The organism is Streptomyces sp. Inha503, assembly GCF_047215865.1.
Taxonomy (GTDB): Bacteria; Actinomycetota; Actinomycetes; order Streptomycetales; family Streptomycetaceae; genus Streptomyces; species Streptomyces lycopersici.
This window is the reverse complement of sequence record NZ_CP178360.1, coordinates 4,376,468-4,396,060: the sequence shown is the minus strand read 5'-3', so window position 1 is coordinate 4,396,060 and position 19,593 is coordinate 4,376,468. Positions and strand designations below refer to the sequence as shown.

The window sequence follows — 19,593 nt, the reverse complement described above, 5'->3', positions numbered from 1 at the left end:
GATGGGAGATGGGTGATCTTGGACGTCTACGAGGCCGTCACGAGCCGACGGGCGGTGCGCGCGTTTACCGACCAGCGGGTTCCGCGGGAGGCGCTGGAGCGGGTGTTGTCCGCCGCGGCTTGGGCGCCGTCCGCGTCGAACCTCCAGCCGTGGCACGCCTACGTGCTGACCGGCGGGCCGCTGGCCGAGCTCAAGAAGCGGGCCGGTGAGCGGCTGGACGCGGGCGACGCCTGGGATGAGCCGGAGTACGAGCAGTACCCGCCCGCGCTGAAGTCCCCGTACCGCGAGCGCCGGGCCGCCTTCGGCGAGCAGCGCTACGGCGCGCTCGGGATCCCCCGCGAGGACCTGGAGGCGCGCCAGCGGGCCGCCTCCGCGAACTGGCAATGCTTCGGCGCGCCCGCCGCCCTGTTCTGCTACATCGACCGCGACCTGGGTGGGCCTCAGTGGTCCGACGTCGGCATGTTTCTACAGACCGTCATGGTGCTGCTCCGCGCCGAAGGGCTGCACAGCTGCACGCAGATGGCGTGGGCGAAGTACCACAAGACCGTCGCGGAGATCGTCTCACCGCCGGAGGGGCTCATCCTCTTCTGCGGTATGTCGATCGGGTACGAGGACGTCGCCGCGAGTCAGCCCCGTACGGGGCGGGCGCCGCTCGGCGAGACGGTCAGGTTCGTCGGCGGCTGCTGAGTCGATGGCTGTTGGGGTGATGGCTGTTGGGGTGATGGCAGTTCGGGGTGGGGGCTGTCGACGGCCGCTGGGGGTGAGGGGGCTCAGGTTTGCGGGGTGGTCAGCCACGCGCTGACGCGGGCCAGCGCGGTGGGACCCGAGGTGGAGGCCACGTCCTGGGCCAGGTCGGCGATCGAGACCGTACGCAGCGCCTCTCGCCAGGCCGCGTCCGCGCCGCCCATCACCCGGGCGATCGGGCATGGCGTGGTGCATGCCTCGGCGGGGGTGGCCAGTGGGCCCCGCTGGCGGATCTCCGTGCAGGTGAACGCCGGGCTGGGGCCGTCGACCGCTTCGACCACGTCGAGCACGGTGATCGAGGCGGGCTCCCGGGTGAGGACGTAGCCGCCCGCCTTGCCCTGGACGGAGCGGACGAGCCCGGCCCGGGAGAGTGCCTGTAGCTGTTTGGCCAGGTAGCTCGCCGATACGTCGTGCAGTTCCGCAAGCCTGGTCGCGGGGACGGGCTCCTCGACGGATGTGAGCACGACGCAGCAGTGCAGGGCCCACTCGACTCCGCCGGACATCTTCACCCGTCCCACTCTAATCAGCTCGCCGATCATCCCGCTTACTCGGACAACTTGTGTCCGGGTATTTTCTCGGACAAGATGTATCCGAGTTTGATGGGCGGCGCGGCCACGTGGTGGTCATGCGCCGTATCCAGGCAGGCGCCATGCGCCCATGCGGGCGTCCATGCGCACCACTCCCACGAAAGGCATGTCATGAAGTTCGCGGTCATCGGCGGTACCGGGCTGATCGGGTCCCAGGTCGTCAAGAATCTGAACGCCGCCGGGCACGAGGCGGTACCGCACGCGCTGTCCACCGGCGTCGACATCATCAGCGGCAAGGGGCTGGACGAGGCGGTCGCGGGAGCCGACGTCGTCGTCAACCTGACGAACTCCCCGACCTTCGACGAAGCCTCCCCGGCCTTCTTCAAGACCTCGATGGACAACCTGCTGGCCGCGGCCCGTAAGGGCGGCGTCGGCCACTTCGTGATCCTCTCGATCGTCGGCGTGGACCAGGTGCCGGAGCTGGACTACTACCGGGCCAAGGTGCTCCAGGAGGAGATCCTCGCGGCCGGGCCGATCCCGTACTCGATCGTCCGGGCGACGCAGTTCATGGAGTTCATGGACGCCGTCCTGTCCTGGACCGCCGACGGCGACACCGTCCGGCTGCCCGCCACGCCGATCCAGCCGATCGCCGCCAAGGACGTGGCCGCTGCGGTGACGGAGGCCGCCGTGGGCGGCCCGCTGCGGGGCATTCGCAACGTCGCCGGGCCCGAGGTCTTCCCGCTGGACGAGCTGGGCCGGATCACCCTGGCCCGGAAGGGCGACCCCCGCACCGTCGTCACCGACCCGGACGCCGGGATGTTCGCCGTCGTCCAGGGGGACGTCCTCACCGACACGGGTGCCCAGCTGGCCCCCACCCGTTACGTCGACTGGCTCTCCTGACCCGCGCGCGGTACGGGTGTCATGGGCCCATTGCTTCGGGGTCTACGGCCGGTGCGGCTGATGCGGCCGTCGCCCGCGCCGTTGAGGGGGAGCAGTGACTCCAGGGTGGCGCCCCGCACCCAGGCCCCGAGGAGGTTCCGGTGCAGGGCGAGGATCCCGTGCTTCATCGCGAGCTTCTCCGCCTCCCGGGTGAAGGCGCAGGTGGCGACGTACACCGCGACGTCCGCGCCGTGTTCGGCCTTCGCGGTGCCGAGGAACTTCTGCATATCGCCGCTCGGCACGGTGCGATGGGGTGCGTAGTGCTTGCACTGGATCACCAGCAGCCGTCCGTCCGGCATGCGGCCGATGACGTCCGCGCCCAGGTCGCCCGACTTCCCGGAGACGACGACCTGGGTGCAGCCGTCCCGGCGGCACAGCTCCGCGACGTAACTCTCGAACCGCTGCCAGGTCATGGCGTCCACTTCGGCCATGGACCGCTCACGTGCCGCGTTCTCCTGTTCGGTCTGCCAGGCCCGGTGTCGCGCCACGGTGCGCAGATGTGTTTTCCGCAGCCACCAGCCGGTGGCGCCGAACAGGCCGACGAGGACCACTCCGAGGACGTACGGCCATACCGTCTTCCAGGTCAGGGCCAGTGCGAGGGCCACCACCGCGCCGCCGCTCCAGGCCGTGCGGCGCAGCCGTGCCCTCAACCGCCGTAATGCCGCTTTACGTCCCCGTCCCTGTCCCTGTCCCCGTCGTTGTCGCTGTCGTTGTCGCCCTCGAACGGTCATTGTTCGCGCCCCCTGTCGGCTCGTTTCCCGCCCCCCTCGCAGTGTCGGGAGCGGCGGGACGCTCCCGCAAGACCGCCCCTCGCGCGGCGGCCGGGTCTGCCGTGGGCGAATCTGCTGCGGGCCGAGATTCCTTACGGAGCAGGCGAATTGGGTCGATGGTGAAAGGACCGCGGCGGTGAGGGCCGCGGTATTCACAGGGAGGTCCGATGGGAACATTCGCCACCGGCTGGGAGTCGGCAATGAGTCCGCGAGCCGCGGACGGGGACACGGCACCCACGCGGTTCGACGATCACCTGGCCGCGCAGCTGCTGACCCAGCGCATCGTCTTTCTCGGCACACAGGTGGACGAGGTGTCCGCGAACCGGGTATGTGCGCAGATGCTGCTGCTGTCGGCCGAGGATCCGCGGTCGGACATCAGCCTCTACGTCAACAGCCCGGGTGGTTCGGTGACCGCGGGGCTGGCGATCTACGACACGATGCGGCTGATTCCGAACGACGTCTCCACGCTCGTCATGGGATTCGCCGCGAGCATGGGGCAGTTTCTGCTCACCGTGGGCACGACGGGAAAGCGCTACGCGCTGCCGAATTCCCGCATCATGATGCATCAGCCGTCCGCCGGTATCGGGGGGAGCACGGCCGATATCGCGATTCAGGCCGAGAATCTGGAATTCATGAAGCGGTCGATCGAGCGGATCACGGCGGAGCACACCGGGCAGAGCGTGGAGACGATTTCGCGCGACGGTGACCGCGACCGGTGGTTCACACCGGAGCAGGCGAAGGAGTACGGAATGGTCGACCGGGTCGTGGAGTCGCTCGCGGACGTACGGCCCGCCGGTACGCGGCGCAGGATGGGGATCTGACATGGGGCAGTACACGATTCCGACGGTCGTCGAGCGCACCACGCAGGGGGAGCGGGCGTACGACATCTACAGCCGGCTGCTGTCCGAGCGGATCATCTTCCTCGGTACGGAGATCGACGACGGCGTCGCCAACGTCGTCATCGCGCAACTGCTCCACCTCGAATCGTCGAGCCCGGAGCAGGAGGTCTCGATCTACATCAACTCCCCGGGCGGCTCGTTCACCTCGCTGATGGCGATCTACGACACGATGACGTTCGTGTCGGCGCCCATCTCCACGTTCTGCGTGGGACAGGCGGCCTCGACCGCGGCGGTGCTGCTGGCCGGGGGAGACCCCGGGCGGCGGTTCGTACTGGAGCACTCCCGGGTGCTGCTGGGGCAGCCGGTGAGCGGTGGTGCGCAGGGGACGGTCTCGGATCTCAGCCTCCAGGCCAAGGAGATGCTCCGGATCCGCTCGCAGGTCGAGGAGGTGCTGGCACGCCATACGCCCCACGACGCCACCACGCTCCGCGCCGACATGGACCGCGACAAGGTCTTCACGGCGGAGGAGGCGGTGGCGTACGGGCTCGCCGACGAGGTGCTGAGCCGGCGGATGGCCCGGGCGTTCTGAGGGCTCGGGCGTTCTGAGGGTTCGGTGCCTCAGGCGGCCAGGCGTACGTCGCCCTGCCGCCCCGCGTGCCGGGCCCCGCGGTCCGCGACGGACGTGGCGGAGCTGATGGATGTGGTGGAGGTGACGGACGTGGCGGAGGTGACGGACGTGAGGGACGTGACCGACATCGCCGCGCCGTCGCGCCGCCGCGGGCCGGAGACGAGCCGGATCAACTCGCCCTGGGCCATCGCGAGGAGGTCGGCCAGGCCGAGGCCGAGTGCGCGGGCGGCGGCGGCCAGAACCTCGGACGACGCCTCCTTGCGGCCCCGTTCGAGCTCGGAGAGGTACGGCATCGAGATACGGGCCGCCTCGGCCACGTCCTTGAGCGTGCGCTGCTGGGCGAGGCGCTCGCGCCGCAGCACGCCACCGACGACATCCCGCCACAAGGGCTCCTTCACCGGCTCCCGGCCGGGCCGCTCCGGTCCGCCGGGGCCGCCCGGACCGGAGGGAACGGCTGGCGCCGTCGGGGCGGGGGCGGCCGCGGGGGCTCCGGCCCCGGCGGTGGCTCCCGCCCGGGGCGCCGGGTCCGCGGTGGCCGGACGCAGGGGAATGACGCGGGCTCGGTTCGACGCGTGGCTGCTCACCCCCTCAGGGTAGGAGCGTCGCGCCCCACGGGAAGGGGACAAGGTTCTGCCCTTGGCGAATCGCTCATGCGTTCGGCGTGGGGCGGATGGCGCGAACCGGGCGCGCACACCCCGCGCATCCCCGGCGAGGAGCCCCGTTGTCAGTGCCGGGCCCTAGCGTATGACTGTCCTTATTCACGCTTGCTGGGCTGCTTGCGTAACTCGGACACGGCGGGGGCCGGGCCCAACAGCGCGGGTCCGGCCCCCGGCGGAAAGACGGTCCGACGCCACGGGGCCGCGACGCCACGGGGCCGCGACGCCACCGGGCTATGAGGCCGGGTCAGCGGGATCACCGGTCAGCGGGGCACCCTCCGATGAAGCTCACCGTTTCCGCCATGTCCGCCAACGCAGCCGCGCCGCGCCTTCCTTCTCGAATCCCACCGATACGCCGCAGAACAGCACGAGTCCATCATCGGCTCCGACTATTTGGCTGACGGTCTCGCGATACATCGTCCACATCACCTGCGGACAGCTGTGCAACCCTTCCGCCCTCAACAACAGCATGACCGTCTGCAAGTACATCCCCGCGTCCCCCCACTGTCCGGGGCCCATGGTCCGGTCGAGGTAGCAGAACAGGACGACCGGCGCCCCGAACGCCTCCGAGTTCAAGGCGGCGATCTTCGTGGGCCGGGCGGGGTCGTCGCGCTCGACCCCCAGCGCTTCGTACCGCTGGGCGGCCGCGGCGGCGAAACGGTCCAGATAGGGCGAGGCCAGTTCGGCCGGGTACATCGGATACTCCCGCTCATCACCCGGGTCTCCGGCCAGCGCCCTGGCCGTCGCGCGCCTCTTCAACTCGGCCAAGGGCTCGCCGGTCACGACATACACATGCCACGGCTGGAGGTTCCCGCTCGACGGAGCGCGCGTCGCCGCTGCCAGCACTCGTTCGAGTACGTCTCTGGCCACCGGCTTGTCGCTGAACGCCCGTACGGCCCTGCGACTGTCCACGGCTTCATACACATCCACGTCTTCTCGTCCCCTCAGGCTTCAGGCTTCCGCGACGACGACGTACAGCGTCACGGCGGCGAAAAAGGGCTCCGTGGCGAGATGGTCGAGCCACCTCCGCGATGCCGGGGCGGGCAGGTAGCCCGCGGACACGGCGCGCTCGGTGTTGCGCTGAAGGCCGAGGACCAGGTCCGCGGCCTGGACCTCACGGAAGACCGAGGTGACCGGGGCGACGGTCGGCACCGCGAATCCCGCGTCCAGCGCGAGCCGGGCCAGCTGCCGGCCGATGACCCCGTTGCGTACGATCTTGTCCGTCACATGGCGGGTGTACGCACGCGAGACCTCGACGTCGGGGTAGTCGATGGTCAGCGAGTCCCAGTCGGGTTCGCCCATGACGAGTCTGCCGCCTGGGCGCAGTACCCGCCGGGCCTCCGCGAGCGCCCCGGCCGGGTCCGCCGCGTGCTGGAGCGTGCGGTCGGTCCGGGCACGGTCGATACTGCCGTCTTCGAGCGGAAGCGTGTGGATGTCGCCCAACTCCACGTCGACCATGGACAGATCTTCCGTACGCCTGCGTGCTTGCTCGGCCATCTCCTGGCTGGAATCGATGCCGATCACCCTGCCGGACGGGCCGACCACCTCGGCGAGAGCGCTGAGATCCGTGCCCGGTCCACAGCCCAGATCGAGCACGGTCTGACCGGGCCGGGCGTCCAGCGCGTCGAGCATGACGCCCTTGTAGGAACGCGCCGCGTCCGTCGCGGCCAGTCGATCGAGGTAGCCGATCCTGTCGGGAACGGCGCTCTCGAATACCCGCCCGGACAGGCGGGCCATGGAGTGCGCCTCTCGCTCGAGCAGCTCCCGCCCCGCGGGTGTGAGGCGGAACGGGCGCTGGCGGCCCTTTCCCTCCAAGGGCTTCACCAGCTGCTTCGCCTCCAGCCGGGCCAAGGCTCCGTAGAGGCTCCCGGGTCCGAGGCGATGGCCGGAGACCTGCTCGATGGCCGCGTTGATGGCGTACCCGTGCAGCGGCCCGTCGGTCAGTGCGCACAGCACAAGCATCTGGGCGTCGTTGGTGCGCATGCCTTCTCCAGCTGTGATCGGCTTCCGGTGCGGGTTCTCGTGATGCTACACGGCGCGTAGTACGCGTCACGTAGTATCCGGGCATCGAGTATCCGGGTATCCGGGTATCCGGGTATCCGGTAGCGGTGGACGCCGGACACCATGCCGGCCGTAGTACGGCCCGCTATCGCCTGTCCGGGGAGCTGCGGTCGCCCTCGGGTGGGCGGGGCTCGTCCGGGGTCAGGCGGAAGACGACGTCGGCCAACTGGGCGCAGACGCGTTCGATCTGGCGCCGGGTGGCGTTGCGTTCGGTGATGACCGCGGAGAGGAGCAGGGCCGTCAGGGCCGTCGAGCCGTTGAACGCCTGGAGGGTGACCATCCGGGCCGTGAGCGAGTGGTGGGAGAACGGGCCGGTGCCCTCCGCCGTCGAGGCGATCGCGAGGACCGTGACGATGAGCGAGCACGGGGCGGCGCCCGCGAGCTGGAAGCGCAGGGCGGCCCAGATCAGGAACGGGAAGACCAGGAAGAGCAGGCTGACCTCCGTCCGCATGGCCACCAGCGCGACGGCCGCCGTGCCCAGCAGCAGGGCCACCGCCTCCAGCAGGCGGTACGGGCCGACGCCGCGCGGGAGCCGGGCGCGGCGGAGCACCAGCAGCACGGGGGTGATCACCAGGACGCCCATCGCGTCGCCCGTCCACCACACCGACCAGGCCGTCCAGAAGTCACCCGCCGCGAGCGCGCCCGACAGCAGGAGTGCGGCGGTGCCCACCGTGGCGCTGATCAGCATGCCCGCCAACGCGCCGAGGAAGACCAGGACCAGCGCGTCCCGCAGCCGGTCCACGGCGGCCCGGAAGCCCACGCGCCGCAGCAGCAGATACGCGCAGACCGGGGCGAGGGTGTTGCCCGCCACGATCGCGATGACGGCCGGGGGCGACGGGCCGATGGGGGCGTTGACCGCGACGGCGCCCAGGGCGATGCCCGGCCAGGCCGGCGGGCCCAGCGTCAGCAGACAGGCCAGCGCGATGCCGGTCGGCGGCCACAGCGGGGTGACCTGACCACGCACCAGCTCCTGGAGCAGTCCGATCCTGGCGCCCGCGTAGTAGAGGGCGGCGACGGCCACGAGCCGCAGCGCGGTGGCGCCGTGACGCCGGAGGCCGTTGTTCCGCCGGATCCCCATGTCGCGCGCCACAGCCGCCATCAGACTACGGGCGTCCTCGGGCGGCGCGGCTGACACGCGGCCCCCGGGGCCCGGCTAGCCCGTACGCAGCACGGCCGACACCCCGGGCGTCCGCTTCCACCACATGGTCACCGTGTCGCTCGGCTCCCGCTTCCGCTCCGCGTCCCGCGCCGACGGATCCCCGCCACACGGACGACCCCGCGCCCGCGATACGACGCCTTCCCGGGGCGTATCGCGGGCACGCATATGCGCATCGGGCTTGCCCACCCGAAGCGGGAGACGTCACCGTTGTCCCGCACGGGCACGCGCCGCGCGCCCGTATTCGAATGGGACCGGAGGTGCCATGGGACCGATCGTTCCACCCCTCGTTCCACCGTACGAAACCGTCGGCGACGGGCCGCACCATGTGATGGCGGTGCACGGCTGGTTCTCGGACCGGGCCGCGTACGCCGCGATGCTGCCGCACGTCGACCGGCGCGGGTTCACCTATGTGCTGCCCGATCTGCGCGGCTACGGCGAGGCGCGCGACATCCCCGGCGCGTACACCACCGGCGAGGCCGGGGGCGATCTGCTCGCGCTCGCCGATCACCTCGGCTGGGAGCGGTTCTCGCTCATCGGCCACTCGATGGGCGCGGCCGTCGCCCAGCGCGTCCTGGCGGCCGCCCCGGACCGGGTCCGCCGGCTGGTCGGGGTCGCGCCGGTGCCGGCCAGCGGGGTGCCGATGGAGGGCGAGCAGTGGCAGCTGTTCGCGGCCGCCGCCGACCACCCGGAGAACCGCCGGGAGATCATCGACCTCACCACCGGCGGCCGCCACCCGGCCGCCTGGCTGGATCTGATGGTGCGGCACTCAGTGGAGCACAGCGACCCCAAGGCGCTCCGCGCATGGCTGGACTCCTGGGCGCTGGAGGACTTCCACGAGGACATAGCCGGTGCCCAGGTGCCGGTCCGGATCGTGGTCGGCGCCCACGACCCCGCGCTCACGGCGGAGGTGATGCGGCAGACCTGGCTGCGCTGGTACGTCAACGCCGAGTTGGTGGAGCTGGAGTACGCCGGGCACTATCCCGCCGATGAGACACCGCAGGAACTCGTACGGGCGGTGGAGGACTTCATCACGGCCGACGCGTAGCCGCCGGTGAGGAGCCGGAGGCGGGCCCGGACGGATCGCCGGAGGGCGAGGGGGAGGCCGGTGTGGAGGGTGAGGCGGAGGCACTGCCGGTGTGCTTCGCCTCGCTCTCCTGGTACCTCTCCTCGCTCTTCCGGTACTTGGGCAGCAGCTCCTTCAAGATCTTGTCGACATACTCCCGCGTCTCGAGGATCTTCGGGATGCCGCGCGCCCTGAGCACCGCGTTCGGCCCCGCGTTGTACGCCGCGAGCGCGAGCCGGGTCGCCCCGATCCCGGCCTTGCCGCCCGGGACCACCTTGACCACGTCGTACAGATGGCACATGTAGCGGGCCTGTGAGGGGATGGCGTCGCGGGGCTCCCAGACATCGGCCTTGCCGTCGCCGTCGCCGTCCTGGCCCCACTCCTTCCAGGTGACCGGGGAGAACTGCGAAATGCCCTGGGCGTGCCCGGAGTCCGCGTCCCGGCGCCAGCCGCTCTCCGCGTCGATCTGGGCGGCCAGCAGCGGCACGCTCAGCGGGGAGCAGGTGCGGACCGCGGCCTCCACGACGGGGCGCCTGGCGTCGGGGATCACCGGCAGCTCGGGCTCCGAGGGCTCGGTGAGATGCCGTACGACCAGGACCGCGGCGACGACCAGGGCGAGGCCGGCGAGGAACGCGGCGACCATCCCGGCGGCGCGGGTCAGCATGCCGGAACCGGCACGATGGGGGTACGCATGCAGGGACCGTAGCCGGTATCGCGGGCCGATAAGTAATCGTTCGCCGACACGGCCCCTACCGCGCCTGGTGGGCGCCGGGCAGCGGCTGCCCGGCCGGGCCCGCGGGGAGCGGTCCCGTCGCGCCCTCACCCGGACGCTTCATCACATACGCGGCACCGGCGCCCGCCGCGAACAGCGCGAGCACCGAAACCGCGGTGCCGAGCCAGGTGGCGCCGAGCCACTGGCCGCCTACATAGCCGAGGGCCACGCTGTACGCCGCCCAGGCCAGCCCGGCCACCGCCGACCACGGCAGGAATTCCTTCACCCTCCGGTGGGCCGCGCCCGCGCTCAGGCTGACGACCGAGCGTCCCGCGGGCGCGAAGCGGGCTATCACCACGAGCGGACCGCCGCCGCGCACCAGCGCGGTGCCCAACTGCTCCTGGGCGGAGGTGAGTCGGCGGGAGCGGGCGATGGCGCGGTCGAGCCGGTCGCTGCCGCGCCAGGCCAGCCGGTAGGCGACCATGTCCCCGAGGACGGAGGCGGTCGCGGCGCACAGCATCAGCCCGAACATGGCGGGGAAGTCGGCCGCGCCGGCCTGGCGCACCACGCCGACGGCGTCAACGGTGGTGCCGGCGGCCGCGGTGGCGGCGGTGATCACCAGAACTCCGCTGGGCAGAACGGGCAGGAAGACATCGAGCAGGACGGATGCCCCGATCACCGCATAGATCCATGGGGTGTTGGTCAGCGACCCCAAATGTTCCAACAACGTTCTACTCCCGATCCCGGTCCCCCCGCTGCGCATGTCGCCGGGAAGCGGCAGGCGTCAGCCTGTAACAGCCATACAGCGTACGCCTGTGACTGAAGAGGATATCGGTAAGGGGTGTGATGATGTTGTTCGAATCGCGCCATGCGGGGCGTTCGACCCCGCATGGCGCGATGCGTGACGTGATGTCGAATGCGTGGAACTGACGGCTGGACGAGGTGTCGTCCGGCTGCCGTCCGTGTGAGGTCCGGCCGCCGTCCGTCAGACCCGGGACGGCTCGCGCGGCGCCTCCGGCGCCGCCTCGCTCGCGCGGGGCGAGCCGAATATCCGGTCCAGCGCCCAGGGGCCGGGACCGGTGAAGACGAGCAGCAGCAGGGCCCAGCAGAACATCGCGGCGGGCTCGCCGCCGTTCTGGATGGGCCACAGCTTCTCGGGCTGGTGCTCATGGAAGTACGCGTAGGCCATCGAGCCCGAGGAGATGAAGGCCGCGCTGCGGCTGCCGACGCCGAGCATCACCAGCGCGCCGCCGACGAGCTGGATGACGGCCGCGTACCAGCCCGGCCAGGTGCCGGCCTCGATGGTCTTGCCGGTGCCCATCATGCCGCCGAACCAGCCGAGCAGCGACGAGGCGCCGTGGCAGAAGAACAGCAGCCCGACCACGATGCGGAAGAGGGAGAGGACATACGGCTTGGCACTGTCGAGCGCCTCGCCGAGGGTGCGGGGGGTGGTGGAAGAAGGCATGGGAGGGGAGCTCCTTGCTCCTGGGGACGGGGAACAGCGGAACGCCAGGTTAGGTTCCCCTCATCTTTTGTTGCAAGTTCAAGTTCCTGCCAATATGGCTGTCCCGGAGGCCCTGTTCTGGCGTTCCGAACCCGCTCCTCAGAGCCCCACGGCGCACATCGGGGCAGCTTCCTGCCGGGGTTCCCGCGCGGTCGTCACGCGCAGCACCGCCCGTGCCACCGCGTCCGTGTCGCAGAGGGTGACGGAGTTGACGCCCGGCCGCGCGCCCGCGGCCGTCACCCAGTGGACCCCCTCGGTCGGCACCCCGAGGGCGAACCGCCGCGGATGCGGGCGGCCCTGGGCGTCCACCAGCCGGTAGGGGGCGGTGGTGACATCGAGGCCGCCGGTCTCATAGCCCTCCACCCGGTGCGGACGGCCCTGCCCGGTCTCCAGCAGATGGATCAGCAACTCATCGGCGGTCCGGCGCACATCCGGCTCCGGCAGCCGCGCCTCGATCAGCGTCGTGGCCGTCACCGGCGGACCCGGCACCTCGGCCGACCGCGCGGTGAATCCGGCCCCATCCCCCCTTTGGTCTGGACTCTCCAAGGTCACTTCAAGCCGTGGGCCGAGGACGTCCAGGACACCCGCCTCGATCAGCGCGGCCATCTCCTCGATCCGGCGGCGCGGCGGGCCGATCGAGAGGAAGGCGTTGAGCGGGGTGTACCAGCGGTCCAGATGGGCCTGGCGGGACGCCCCCGTCAGGCCGCCGTGGTCGACGATCAGACGCAGCTCGTTGCGGAGGTCGCGCAGCACGTCGAGGGCGGCCTTGACCGGGCCCTCGACATTGCCCAGCCGCGCGTGCGCCACGTCCTGGTGGGCGTAGGCCAGCAGCCACCGCCGGAATTCGTCACGCCCCGTGAACCGGCGTCCGCGGTACGGCTGGGCCACCGCGTCCCAGGACCAGCGCTCCGCCTCCGGAACGCCGTACTCCGCGAGCACGGCGGCCTCTTCGGGGCTGCCGTGCTCGGTGGCCAAAAAGTGACGCCTGAAGTGTGTCGGGGTGAACGGGGTGGGGGTTCTGGGGCCGGACTCGGGGGCCTCCGCGGTTTGCGGGGCGGTCGGGGCTTGCGGAGTTTCCAGGGCGGCCGGGACCTCCGGGGCCGGCGGGGTTTCCAGGGCGGCCGGGGTGGCCGGGGCGTGGGTGTCGGGTGCGCGGAGGGTCAGTAGCGCCTCGTAGTAGACCGTCTCGGCCTCCTTGGCCACGAGCGGCCATATCTCGGCCAGGAAGTCCGGCGGATCGCCGACGTCCGCGCGCTTGCGGAAGTGGCCGAGCACATCGGGGGTCAGCAGCAGCGGGGTGTGCCGACCGCACGGCCCCTTCGCGTTGTCGCCCCGCGCGTGGTAGGGGATGCCGCGCCGGGAACCCGCGTACAGCCGTGGCTCCAGCCCCGAGGGCCGGTAGACCAGGCCGCCGTGCGCGTGTGGGACGAACGTGCCGCCCCGGCCCGCCGTCAGCAGCGTCATGTGGTCGAAGAAGTTGAGGCCGAGGCCGCGCAGCAGCACCGGCTCGCCCGGTGCGATGAGCGACAAGTCGACATCGGCGGGGTTGGCGGGCGGGTAGTAGCGCAGCCCGTGCCGCTCCGCGTGGGCCGCGTACCGCCGCTCCGCGGCGTCGGTGGCCGCCGGCAGATGGCCCTGCGCCAGGACGACCGCGCGCAGCCCCTCCAGACGGCTCCCGTCATCCAGGGTCAGCACCTGCTCGCCGTCGGCCCGTTCCTCTAGCCGTACGGCGCGGGCCCGGTGCGCCCGGACGGTCACGGTGTCCGGCGCGCCCCGCACCACCTCGCCGAACACCCACTCCAGATAGCGGCCGTAGAGCGCGCGGCTGGGGTAGTCGTCCGGGCCGAGGCCGGGCGCCAGGCCGCGCGCGGTGACCCATTCGTACAGGCTCGGCCCGGTCCGTACCGGTCCGCCGCATTCGACGCTCGCGTCGGTGAACAGGGTGACCTGCGAGGCCACGGTGTTCATCAGCAACTCGTCCGGCTGGGCGGTGCGCCAGACCCGTCCCGCACCGGGCGGGGAGGGGTCCACCATGTGCACGGTCAGCGGGGTGCCGGGCGCCAGCTCCGGGGCCGAGGCGCACAGGCGCTCCAGCACGCTGGTGCCGCGCGGCCCGGCGCCGACGACGGCTATCGCGTGAGAGTCTCCGGCCAAGGCTGTGTCTCCCGGGGCAGATGTGACGCAGGATGCGCGCCCATCATGCCGCCCGCTCCACACGAATCTCCCCGGTCTCCGGAACCTGCCGCTCCGTTGTGGCCCGTATCACGGACGCACGCCGCCATCACGTGACGTACGGCGTCATCATGTGGCGTACCGCGTCATCACATGCCGTACGGCGCGGAACGGTGCTCAAGGGGCGGGGCGGGGGAAGCATCGATATGCGGCTCCGCCGCGTGGCCCGCCGCAGGCGTCACGATCCGCCGGACGCCCCGTGGCCCGCCCAGTCCGTCTCCAGCGCCGTCACCAGTCGGGCGCCGCCGCCCGCGGGGTCCGACTGCGCCTGGTCCAGCCGCAGATGCGCGGTACGGCCCCGGAGGGTCAGCGTCATCAGCTGGTTGCCGAACCAGGGCCCGCCCGTCTTGTGCCAGCTCAAGCGGGGGTGCGGCACCCGCCCATGGCGCCGGAACGCACGGCCCAGGGCGCGCCCCGCCGCGCTCCAGCCGAAGCGGAAGCCGAGCCGTATCGAGGCGTAGATGCTGTTGTGGACCGGGGAGCAGGTCAACTGGCGCACCTGGCTGCGGGGCGGCCGGGACGGCCACCGCGACCAGTCCGGGGTGGCCACATAGGCGTGGTGCACATCGCCGGAGAGCACGCTGATCGTGGCGGGCGCGCCCGGCGCGCCGCCTACCGTGGCGATGGTGTCGGTGAGCGCGTCGAAGGACTCGGGGAACGCGGCCCAGTGCTCCAAGTCGCCGCGCTGCCGCAGATCCTCGGCGATCCGCGCCCAGCGCCCACCGCGTCTGCCGCCGCACACCGAGGCGTTCCACGCCTCCACGTCGTGCACGAAGTGCGGCAGCAGCCAGGGCAGCGAGGTGCCGAGCAGCAGATGGTCGTAGCTGCCCTCGTGGTGACTGCCGTCGTGGCCCTCTTCGTAGCCGCCGGAGGCAGCCCCGGGCCGCTCCGGGCCGGGGAAGCCGCCCACGCCGTCCATGGCCTGCTCGCGCACCCAGGCGAGCTCCTTGTCGGTCAGCATCGCCCGCCGGCCCTCCTCGAGCACCCGCGCCGCGCGGGTGTCGATCATCAGCAGCCGGGTGCGGCCGAAGTCGCGGCGGTAGCTCCAGCGGGTGTACCCCGGATCGGCGTCGGCGCGGGCGGCGAACTCCCGCAGCGCCTCGGTGCCGTCCTCCGCCGCGCGCACCTCGGCGTAGAGCGGGTCGGCGGCCAGTTCGGCGGGGGAGAGGTTGCCCAGGTGCTGATGGACCCAGTAGGACATCAGCCCGCTCAGTATCCGCTCCCGCCACCACGGGGTCGCGCGCATCCGGCGCTGCCACGCCTCGCTGGTGTTCCAGTCGTCGATGACATCGTGGTCGTCGAAGATCATGCAGCTGGGGACGGTGGAGAGCAGCCAGCGCACCTCGGGGTCCAGCCAGGACTCGTAGTAGAGCCGGGTGTACTCCTCGTAGTCCGCCACCTGCTCGCCCGGCGGTTCGCTCAGATCGCGGCGCTCGGCCAGCCAGCGGCGGGTCTCGGCGGAGGTCTCGTCCGCGTACACCTGGTCGCCCAGCAGCACCAGCACATCGGGGCGCGGGGCCTCCGGGGCGCGGGCGAGCGCCTGCGCGAGGGTGTCGAGCGCGTCGGGCCCCACGGGGTCGTGCGAGGCGTCGGAGGGTGGTGCGGCCCACCGGCAGGAGCCGAAGGCCACGCGCACGGGCGCGGGGCCCGGGACCGTGGGGTCGCCCCCCGGGTCCGTGGCCGTGGCCGGGGCCGTGGCCGGGGTGCGGATGGTGCTGTCGGGGAACGGGGAGTCCGGCGGTGGCCAGACCTGCTCGCCGTCCAGCAGCACCCGGTAGGCGGTCTCGCCGCCCGGCCGCAGCCCGGTGACCGGGATCAGGGCGTAGTGATGGCCCGCGATCCGCCAGGTGCGGGCGGTGCCGCCCGCGCCGTCGGCGCACCGCACCTCGGCCTCACAGGGCCGGTCGGCCTCGACCCAGACGGTCGCGCCGGTGCCGGTCTCCCAGTCGACATGGCGCAGCAGTGGTCCCAGGCGCAGCCCGGCCATCCGGACCTCCTCCGTCGTTCTTCGATGTGCTCGTCATGCGTACGGTACGGAACGACGGAGGAGGTGCGGCGGTTCCTCCGGCGGTGTGCCGGGGGATGTGTCCGGTGGTGCCGTGTCTCGGCGCGGTGTCTCAGCAGCCGTTGAGGATGCCGCTGAGCGCGGACTTCTCGGCCGAGTCGAGGGTGAGCTTGTAGGTGTACTTCACCGAGACCCACATCCGGGCGTACATGCAGTGGTAGGCGCTCCGGGGCGGCAGCCACTCGGCGGGGTCCTGGTCACCCTTGGCCTGGTTGACGTTGTCCGTCACGGCGATGAGCTGGGAGTGGGTCAGGTCGTTGGCGAACGCCTGGCGCTGGGCGGTGGTCCAGCTGTTGGCGCCGGACTTCCACGCCTCGGAGAGCGGCACCACGTGGTCGATGTCCACGTCGCCGGAGGCGGACCAGGTCTCGCCGTCGTACTCGGAGTACCAGGTGCCGCTGGTGGCCGCGCAGCTGGAGTCGGTCTGGACGTTCTTGCCGTCGCGCTTGAGGACTTCCTCGCGGGTGTTGCAGGCGCCGCTCTGGGTGATCCAGTGCGGGAACTTGTCGCGGCTGTAACCGTCGGACGAGCCCTCGGCCTTGACGGTCAGCGAGGCCAGCTGGGTACGGGCGGTGGCGGCGCTGGGCGGGGTGGGCGGGGAAGCCTCGGCGGCGGGCCCGCTCAGCACGAGCGTGCCCAGCAGGGCGACGAACCCGCCGAAGACGGAGGCGCGACGCGCGTAGACGCGACGGCGAGAAGACGTGTCCGACATGCGAACTCCCTTGAGGGTGGGGGGTCGTTGGCCACTGGTGCTCGGCCATGGTTGCGGCGCCGGGTTGCTGTGGGGTGGGCGCCAGGTAACAGAGTGACGACGCGGTCATGTCAACGCAAGGGGTTCTGGGAGGCAGTTGGTGCCGCGCACCCGCCCCGGCGCGGTCGTCGCGTGCTCGCGTTGCGCCTATGTACCGCGCGCGCCCGCGCCCGGGGTTGAGGCATCGCCGCCGCTCAACGCCGTGCCCCGGGGCGGCGCTCGCGGCTCCGCCGCCCGGCGAGCGCGCAAGCCGCCCGCGAGCCGGGCGCGCGGGCGGCGAGGGCGCGCCGGGAGGCGAGGGCGGTCCGGGTGGCCTGGGGGTGTCCGGCGGGTGGTGACGCCTGCGGCGCGCTGCTCCCCTCCCCGCCCCTTCCCGAAACCGGGGCTCCGCCCCAGACCCCGGACCGGGGCTCCGCCCCAGACCCCGGACCGGGGCTCCGCCCCAGACCCCGGACCGGGGCTACGCCTCAGGCCCCGCAACTGGGGTTCCGCCGCAGGTCCCGATCCGGGGCTCCGTCCCTGGTCCCGAAACCGGGGCTCCGCCCCAGCCCCCGAAACCGGGGCTCCGCCCCAGGCCCCAGGCCGGGGTTCCGCCCCAGGCCCCGGACCGGGGCTACGCCTCAGGCCCCGCAACTGGGGTTCCGCCGCAGGTCCCGATCCGGGGCTCCGTCCCTGGTCCCGAAACCGGGGCTCCGCCCCAGCCCCCGAAACCGGGGCTCCGCCCCAGGCCCCAGGCCGGGGTTCCGCCTCAGGCCCCGGACCGGGGCTACGCCTCAGGCCCCGCAACTGGGGTTCCGCCGCAGGTCCCGATCCGGGGTTCCGCCTCAGGTCCCAAACCGGGGCTTCGCCCCTTCCCGTGGCATCGGTATGCGGCTCCGCCGCGTGGTGGGGCTCCGCGCCTAGCCCCCGGGGTCCAGGGGCGGAGCCCCTGGTATCGGGAAGGGGCGGGGAGGGGAAAACCGGACGCCCCGTGGGGCGCGCTGTCGGCGGAGCTTGACCGGACGCTGGGATTGTGGGGCTCGTCATACATCCCAGCGCCCTCGCGCCAGCTCATCCGCGCGGGCAGGCGCGGTGCGGCTCTTCGGACCGATGACGGTGGGGCCGGGGCGGAGGCCCGGCGGCTGGGTGCGGCGGGGGTCCCGTATGCTTGGCGGAAGCAGAAGGGGAGTAGCTCCTCGCCGGACCGTCGACATACTGCCCGCCCCTCGAGGTGCGGGCCGGCGCCCGGAGCGTACGGATGATCACCGCGCGACGCGGAGGCCGTACGCCAGCGAGACCTTCGGCCGCAGTGTCCGACGCTGCCGTGCCGAAGCGATCCCTCCCCCGGGGCCCTTGGCGCGGCCCGATCTACGAGGTATCCATTCCGTGTTCAGCATCACCGTCGCCGCCGTGGTCTTCGGCGTCGTCTTCCTCGCCGAGCTGCCCGACAAGACCGCCCTGGCCGGGCTGATGCTCGGCACCCGTTACCGCGCGTCGTACGTCTTCGTCGGCGTGGCCGCCGCCTTCGCCCTCCACGTCGGGCTCGCGATCGCGGCGGGCAGTGTGCTCACGCTGCTGCCGCACCGCCTGCTCCAGGCGATCGTGGGGGTGCTCTTCCTCGGGGGAGCGGCGATGTTGCTCTTCAAGAAGGACGACGACGAGGAAGAGATCCGCAAGCCCGCCGACCAGAGCTTCTGGAAGGTCTCCGGGGCGGGCTTCACGCTGATCCTGATCGCCGAGTTCGGCGATCTGACCCAGATCATGACCGCGAACCTCGCCGCCCGCTACGACGACCCCCTGTCGGTGGGCGTCGGCGCGCTGCTGGCCCTGTGGGCCGTCGCGGGTCTGGGCATCGTGGGCGGCCGCACCCTGATGCGGTACGTACCGCTGCGGCTGATCACCAGGATCGCGGCCCTGGTGATGCTGGCGCTGGCCGGCTTCAGCCTGTACGAGGCCATCGCGGCCTGACCGGCGGTCGCACCCCCGGGCGTCCGGGGTGCGACCGCCGTACGGCGTGGGCCCCGGCGATCAGCCCGAGAAGTGCTCAGTCCGAGAAGCGATCAGTCCGAGAAGTGCAGCCGCATCGTGCCGTCGGGCAGAGCCTCGATCCGCACCTGCTCCAGGTCCCGCACATGCGCGTCCGGGGCGTGGGCCCCGGCGCGCGGGCCGATGCCGACGATTCGCATTCCGGCCGCCCGGCCCGCCGCGATGCCTGCCTCCGAGTCCTCGAAGACCACACAGTCGGCGGGGGCGAAGCCGAGCTCGGCCGCGCCCTTCAGGAACCCCTCCGGGTCGGGCTTGCTCGCGCCGACGCGCTCCGCGGTGACCCGTACCTCCGGCATCGGCAGTCCGGCGGCGCCCATGCGGGCGCTGGCGAGGGCCTCGTCGGCGGAGGTCACCAGGGCGTGCGGGAGTGCGGCCAGCGCGGCCATGAAGGCGGGCGCGCCGGGCACCGGCACGACGCCGTCGAGATCGGTGGTCTCGCGCTCCAGCATCCAGCGGTTGTCCGCCAGGTTCCGCTCCACCGGGCGGTCCGGGAGCAGCGCGGCCATCGTGGCGTGACCCTGTCGGCCGTGGACGACCTTGAGGACCTGCTCGGGGTCGAGCCCCTGCTCGGCGGCCCAGATCCGCCAGTAGCGCTCGACCACGGCGTCCGAGTTCACCAGGGTGCCGTCCATGTCGAGGAGGAGTGCGCGGGCGGTGAGGGACATGGGGACTCCTGGTCGCGAGCGCGGCGTGCGGACCGCGGAAATGCGCAACGGAAAGGGAAACAAGCGGCTCCGCCCGCCGGTCAGGGAAAACGGGCGGAACCACTTTGTTCCTTCACGATACAAAGCGGGGGCGCTATGCGCCAGGGGGGTGGGGCGCTTGGTGCGTGTCCGTGCGTGTCCGACGGACCGTGCCGCCTGCGGCGGGCTGTTCCCCTACCCGCCCCTTCCCACACTGGAGCCCCGCCCCAGGACC

Annotated in this window: 18 protein-coding genes and 1 pseudogene; 6 read left to right on the top strand and 13 right to left on the bottom strand. The window is 72.0% G+C overall.

Going from position 1 to position 19,593, the window contains the following annotated elements; all coding sequences use genetic code 11:
- The first annotated feature begins 18 nt into the window (after window positions 1-18).
- Window positions 19-687 (top strand): nitroreductase, encoded by a 669-nt coding sequence (locus tag ACJX2R_RS18350; RefSeq protein ID WP_413105891.1) that lies wholly within the window; start codon window positions 19-21, stop codon window positions 685-687.
- A gap of 83 nt (window positions 688-770) precedes the next feature.
- Here the strand turns inward: ACJX2R_RS18350 and ACJX2R_RS18345 are convergent, their stop codons facing one another.
- Complete coding sequence (locus ACJX2R_RS18345; protein ID WP_262703865.1) at window positions 771-1,247, bottom strand: RrF2 family transcriptional regulator; 477 nt, start codon at window positions 1,245-1,247, stop codon at window positions 771-773.
- A 195-nt stretch (window positions 1,248-1,442) separates the two neighbouring features.
- Here ACJX2R_RS18345 and ACJX2R_RS18340 point away from each other — a divergent pair, with 195 nt between their 5' ends.
- Window positions 1,443-2,171: an SDR family oxidoreductase gene (locus ACJX2R_RS18340; RefSeq protein WP_413101007.1), complete on the top strand. Its 729-nt coding sequence runs from the start codon at window positions 1,443-1,445 to the stop codon at window positions 2,169-2,171.
- On the opposite strand, the gene ACJX2R_RS18335 is transcribed toward ACJX2R_RS18340, so the two are convergent.
- Window positions 2,150-2,815 carry a restriction endonuclease gene (locus ACJX2R_RS18335; protein WP_413105890.1) on the bottom strand — a complete coding sequence of 222 codons (666 nt, stop codon included), beginning with the start codon at window positions 2,813-2,815 and terminating at the stop codon, window positions 2,150-2,152. The genes ACJX2R_RS18340 and ACJX2R_RS18335 overlap by 22 nt on opposite strands.
- A 332-nt stretch (window positions 2,816-3,147) precedes the next feature.
- On the opposite strand from ACJX2R_RS18335, the gene ACJX2R_RS18330 reads away from it, so the two are divergent.
- On the top strand, window positions 3,148-3,801 hold the full coding sequence (locus tag ACJX2R_RS18330) for an ATP-dependent Clp protease proteolytic subunit (protein WP_413101006.1): 654 nt from the start codon (window positions 3,148-3,150) through the stop codon (window positions 3,799-3,801).
- A gap of 1 nt (window position 3,802) precedes the next feature.
- Window positions 3,803-4,408: a ClpP family protease gene (locus ACJX2R_RS18325; RefSeq protein ID WP_262703773.1), complete on the top strand. Its 606-nt coding sequence runs from the start codon at window positions 3,803-3,805 to the stop codon at window positions 4,406-4,408.
- Between the two features lie 29 nt (window positions 4,409-4,437).
- Here the strand turns inward: ACJX2R_RS18325 and ACJX2R_RS18320 are convergent, their stop codons facing one another.
- From ACJX2R_RS18320 to ACJX2R_RS18305, 4 genes and pseudogenes are all read right to left on the bottom strand, one after another.
- Window positions 4,438-5,031 (bottom strand): helix-turn-helix domain-containing protein, encoded by a 594-nt coding sequence (locus ACJX2R_RS18320; protein ID WP_413101005.1) that lies wholly within the window; start codon window positions 5,029-5,031, stop codon window positions 4,438-4,440.
- A 328-nt stretch (window positions 5,032-5,359) separates the two neighbouring features.
- Window positions 5,360-6,033, bottom strand: a pseudogene (locus tag ACJX2R_RS18315) (nitroreductase).
- A gap of 21 nt (window positions 6,034-6,054) precedes the next feature.
- Window positions 6,055-7,086 (bottom strand): methyltransferase domain-containing protein, encoded by a 1,032-nt coding sequence (locus ACJX2R_RS18310; RefSeq protein WP_413101004.1) that lies wholly within the window; start codon window positions 7,084-7,086, stop codon window positions 6,055-6,057.
- A gap of 163 nt (window positions 7,087-7,249) precedes the next feature.
- Window positions 7,250-8,242, bottom strand: coding sequence for an MASE1 domain-containing protein (locus tag ACJX2R_RS18305; protein ID WP_413105889.1), 993 nt, complete (start codon window positions 8,240-8,242; stop codon window positions 7,250-7,252).
- Window positions 8,243-8,585: 343 nt separating this feature from the next.
- On the opposite strand from ACJX2R_RS18305, the gene ACJX2R_RS18300 reads away from it, so the two are divergent.
- Window positions 8,586-9,368, top strand: a complete 783-nt coding sequence (locus ACJX2R_RS18300) for an alpha/beta fold hydrolase (RefSeq protein ID WP_413101003.1) — start codon at window positions 8,586-8,588, stop codon at window positions 9,366-9,368.
- On the opposite strand, the gene ACJX2R_RS18295 is transcribed toward ACJX2R_RS18300, so the two are convergent.
- The 6 genes from ACJX2R_RS18295 to ACJX2R_RS18270 form a co-directional block, all read right to left on the bottom strand.
- Window positions 9,352-10,050, bottom strand: coding sequence for a lytic transglycosylase domain-containing protein (locus tag ACJX2R_RS18295; RefSeq protein WP_413101002.1), 699 nt, complete (start codon window positions 10,048-10,050; stop codon window positions 9,352-9,354). The two genes, ACJX2R_RS18300 and ACJX2R_RS18295, sit on opposite strands and share 17 nt — an antisense overlap.
- An 85-nt stretch (window positions 10,051-10,135) precedes the next feature.
- Window positions 10,136-10,825 carry a DedA family protein gene (locus ACJX2R_RS18290; protein ID WP_262703765.1) on the bottom strand — a complete coding sequence of 230 codons (690 nt, stop codon included), beginning with the start codon at window positions 10,823-10,825 and terminating at the stop codon, window positions 10,136-10,138.
- A gap of 258 nt (window positions 10,826-11,083) precedes the next feature.
- Window positions 11,084-11,563, bottom strand: coding sequence for a DoxX family protein (locus ACJX2R_RS18285; protein ID WP_413101001.1), 480 nt, complete (start codon window positions 11,561-11,563; stop codon window positions 11,084-11,086).
- A gap of 138 nt (window positions 11,564-11,701) precedes the next feature.
- Window positions 11,702-13,756 (bottom strand): FAD/NAD(P)-binding protein, encoded by a 2,055-nt coding sequence (locus ACJX2R_RS18280; RefSeq protein WP_413101000.1) that lies wholly within the window; start codon window positions 13,754-13,756, stop codon window positions 11,702-11,704.
- Window positions 13,757-14,012: 256 nt separating this feature from the next.
- Complete coding sequence (locus ACJX2R_RS18275; protein WP_413100999.1) at window positions 14,013-15,821, bottom strand: alkaline phosphatase D family protein; 1,809 nt, start codon at window positions 15,819-15,821, stop codon at window positions 14,013-14,015.
- 130 nt (window positions 15,822-15,951) lie between these two features.
- On the bottom strand, window positions 15,952-16,611 hold the full coding sequence (locus tag ACJX2R_RS18270) for an HNH endonuclease family protein (protein ID WP_413100998.1): 660 nt from the start codon (window positions 16,609-16,611) through the stop codon (window positions 15,952-15,954).
- A gap of 1,404 nt (window positions 16,612-18,015) precedes the next feature.
- On the opposite strand from ACJX2R_RS18270, the gene ACJX2R_RS18265 reads away from it, so the two are divergent.
- The gene (locus ACJX2R_RS18265; RefSeq protein WP_037947190.1) at window positions 18,016-18,597 is read left to right on the top strand and encodes a TMEM165/GDT1 family protein; all 582 of its coding nucleotides are present in this window, start codon (window positions 18,016-18,018) and stop codon (window positions 18,595-18,597) included.
- A 92-nt stretch (window positions 18,598-18,689) separates the two neighbouring features.
- Here the strand turns inward: ACJX2R_RS18265 and ACJX2R_RS18260 are convergent, their stop codons facing one another.
- The gene (locus ACJX2R_RS18260; RefSeq protein ID WP_413100997.1) at window positions 18,690-19,340 is read right to left on the bottom strand and encodes an HAD-IA family hydrolase; all 651 of its coding nucleotides are present in this window, start codon (window positions 19,338-19,340) and stop codon (window positions 18,690-18,692) included.
- Between the last annotated feature and the right edge of the window lie 253 nt (window positions 19,341-19,593).

What these genes read in the sequence shown, in the direction of transcription:
- ACJX2R_RS18345 (WP_262703865.1), bottom strand. Translation starts at nt 1,247, where the DNA reads ATGTCCGGCGGAGTCGAGTGGGCCCTGCACTGCTGCGTCGTGCTCACA.
- ACJX2R_RS18340 (WP_413101007.1), top strand. Translation starts at nt 1,443, where the DNA reads ATGAAGTTCGCGGTCATCGGCGGTACCGGGCTGATCGGGTCCCAGGTC.
- ACJX2R_RS18330 (WP_413101006.1), top strand. Translation starts at nt 3,148, where the DNA reads ATGGGAACATTCGCCACCGGCTGGGAGTCGGCAATGAGTCCGCGAGCC.
- ACJX2R_RS18325 (WP_262703773.1), top strand. Translation starts at nt 3,803, where the DNA reads ATGGGGCAGTACACGATTCCGACGGTCGTCGAGCGCACCACGCAGGGG.
- ACJX2R_RS18310 (WP_413101004.1), bottom strand. Translation starts at nt 7,086, where the DNA reads ATGCGCACCAACGACGCCCAGATGCTTGTGCTGTGCGCACTGACCGAC.
- ACJX2R_RS18305 (WP_413105889.1), bottom strand. Translation starts at nt 8,242, where the DNA reads ATGGGGATCCGGCGGAACAACGGCCTCCGGCGTCACGGCGCCACCGCG.
- ACJX2R_RS18300 (WP_413101003.1), top strand. Translation starts at nt 8,586, where the DNA reads ATGGGACCGATCGTTCCACCCCTCGTTCCACCGTACGAAACCGTCGGC.
- ACJX2R_RS18295 (WP_413101002.1), bottom strand. Translation starts at nt 10,050, where the DNA reads ATGCTGACCCGCGCCGCCGGGATGGTCGCCGCGTTCCTCGCCGGCCTC.
- ACJX2R_RS18285 (WP_413101001.1), bottom strand. Translation starts at nt 11,563, where the DNA reads ATGCCTTCTTCCACCACCCCCCGCACCCTCGGCGAGGCGCTCGACAGT.
- ACJX2R_RS18275 (WP_413100999.1), bottom strand. Translation starts at nt 15,821, where the DNA reads ATGGCCGGGCTGCGCCTGGGACCACTGCTGCGCCATGTCGACTGGGAG.
- ACJX2R_RS18270 (WP_413100998.1), bottom strand. Translation starts at nt 16,611, where the DNA reads ATGTCGGACACGTCTTCTCGCCGTCGCGTCTACGCGCGTCGCGCCTCC.
- ACJX2R_RS18260 (WP_413100997.1), bottom strand. Translation starts at nt 19,340, where the DNA reads ATGTCCCTCACCGCCCGCGCACTCCTCCTCGACATGGACGGCACCCTG.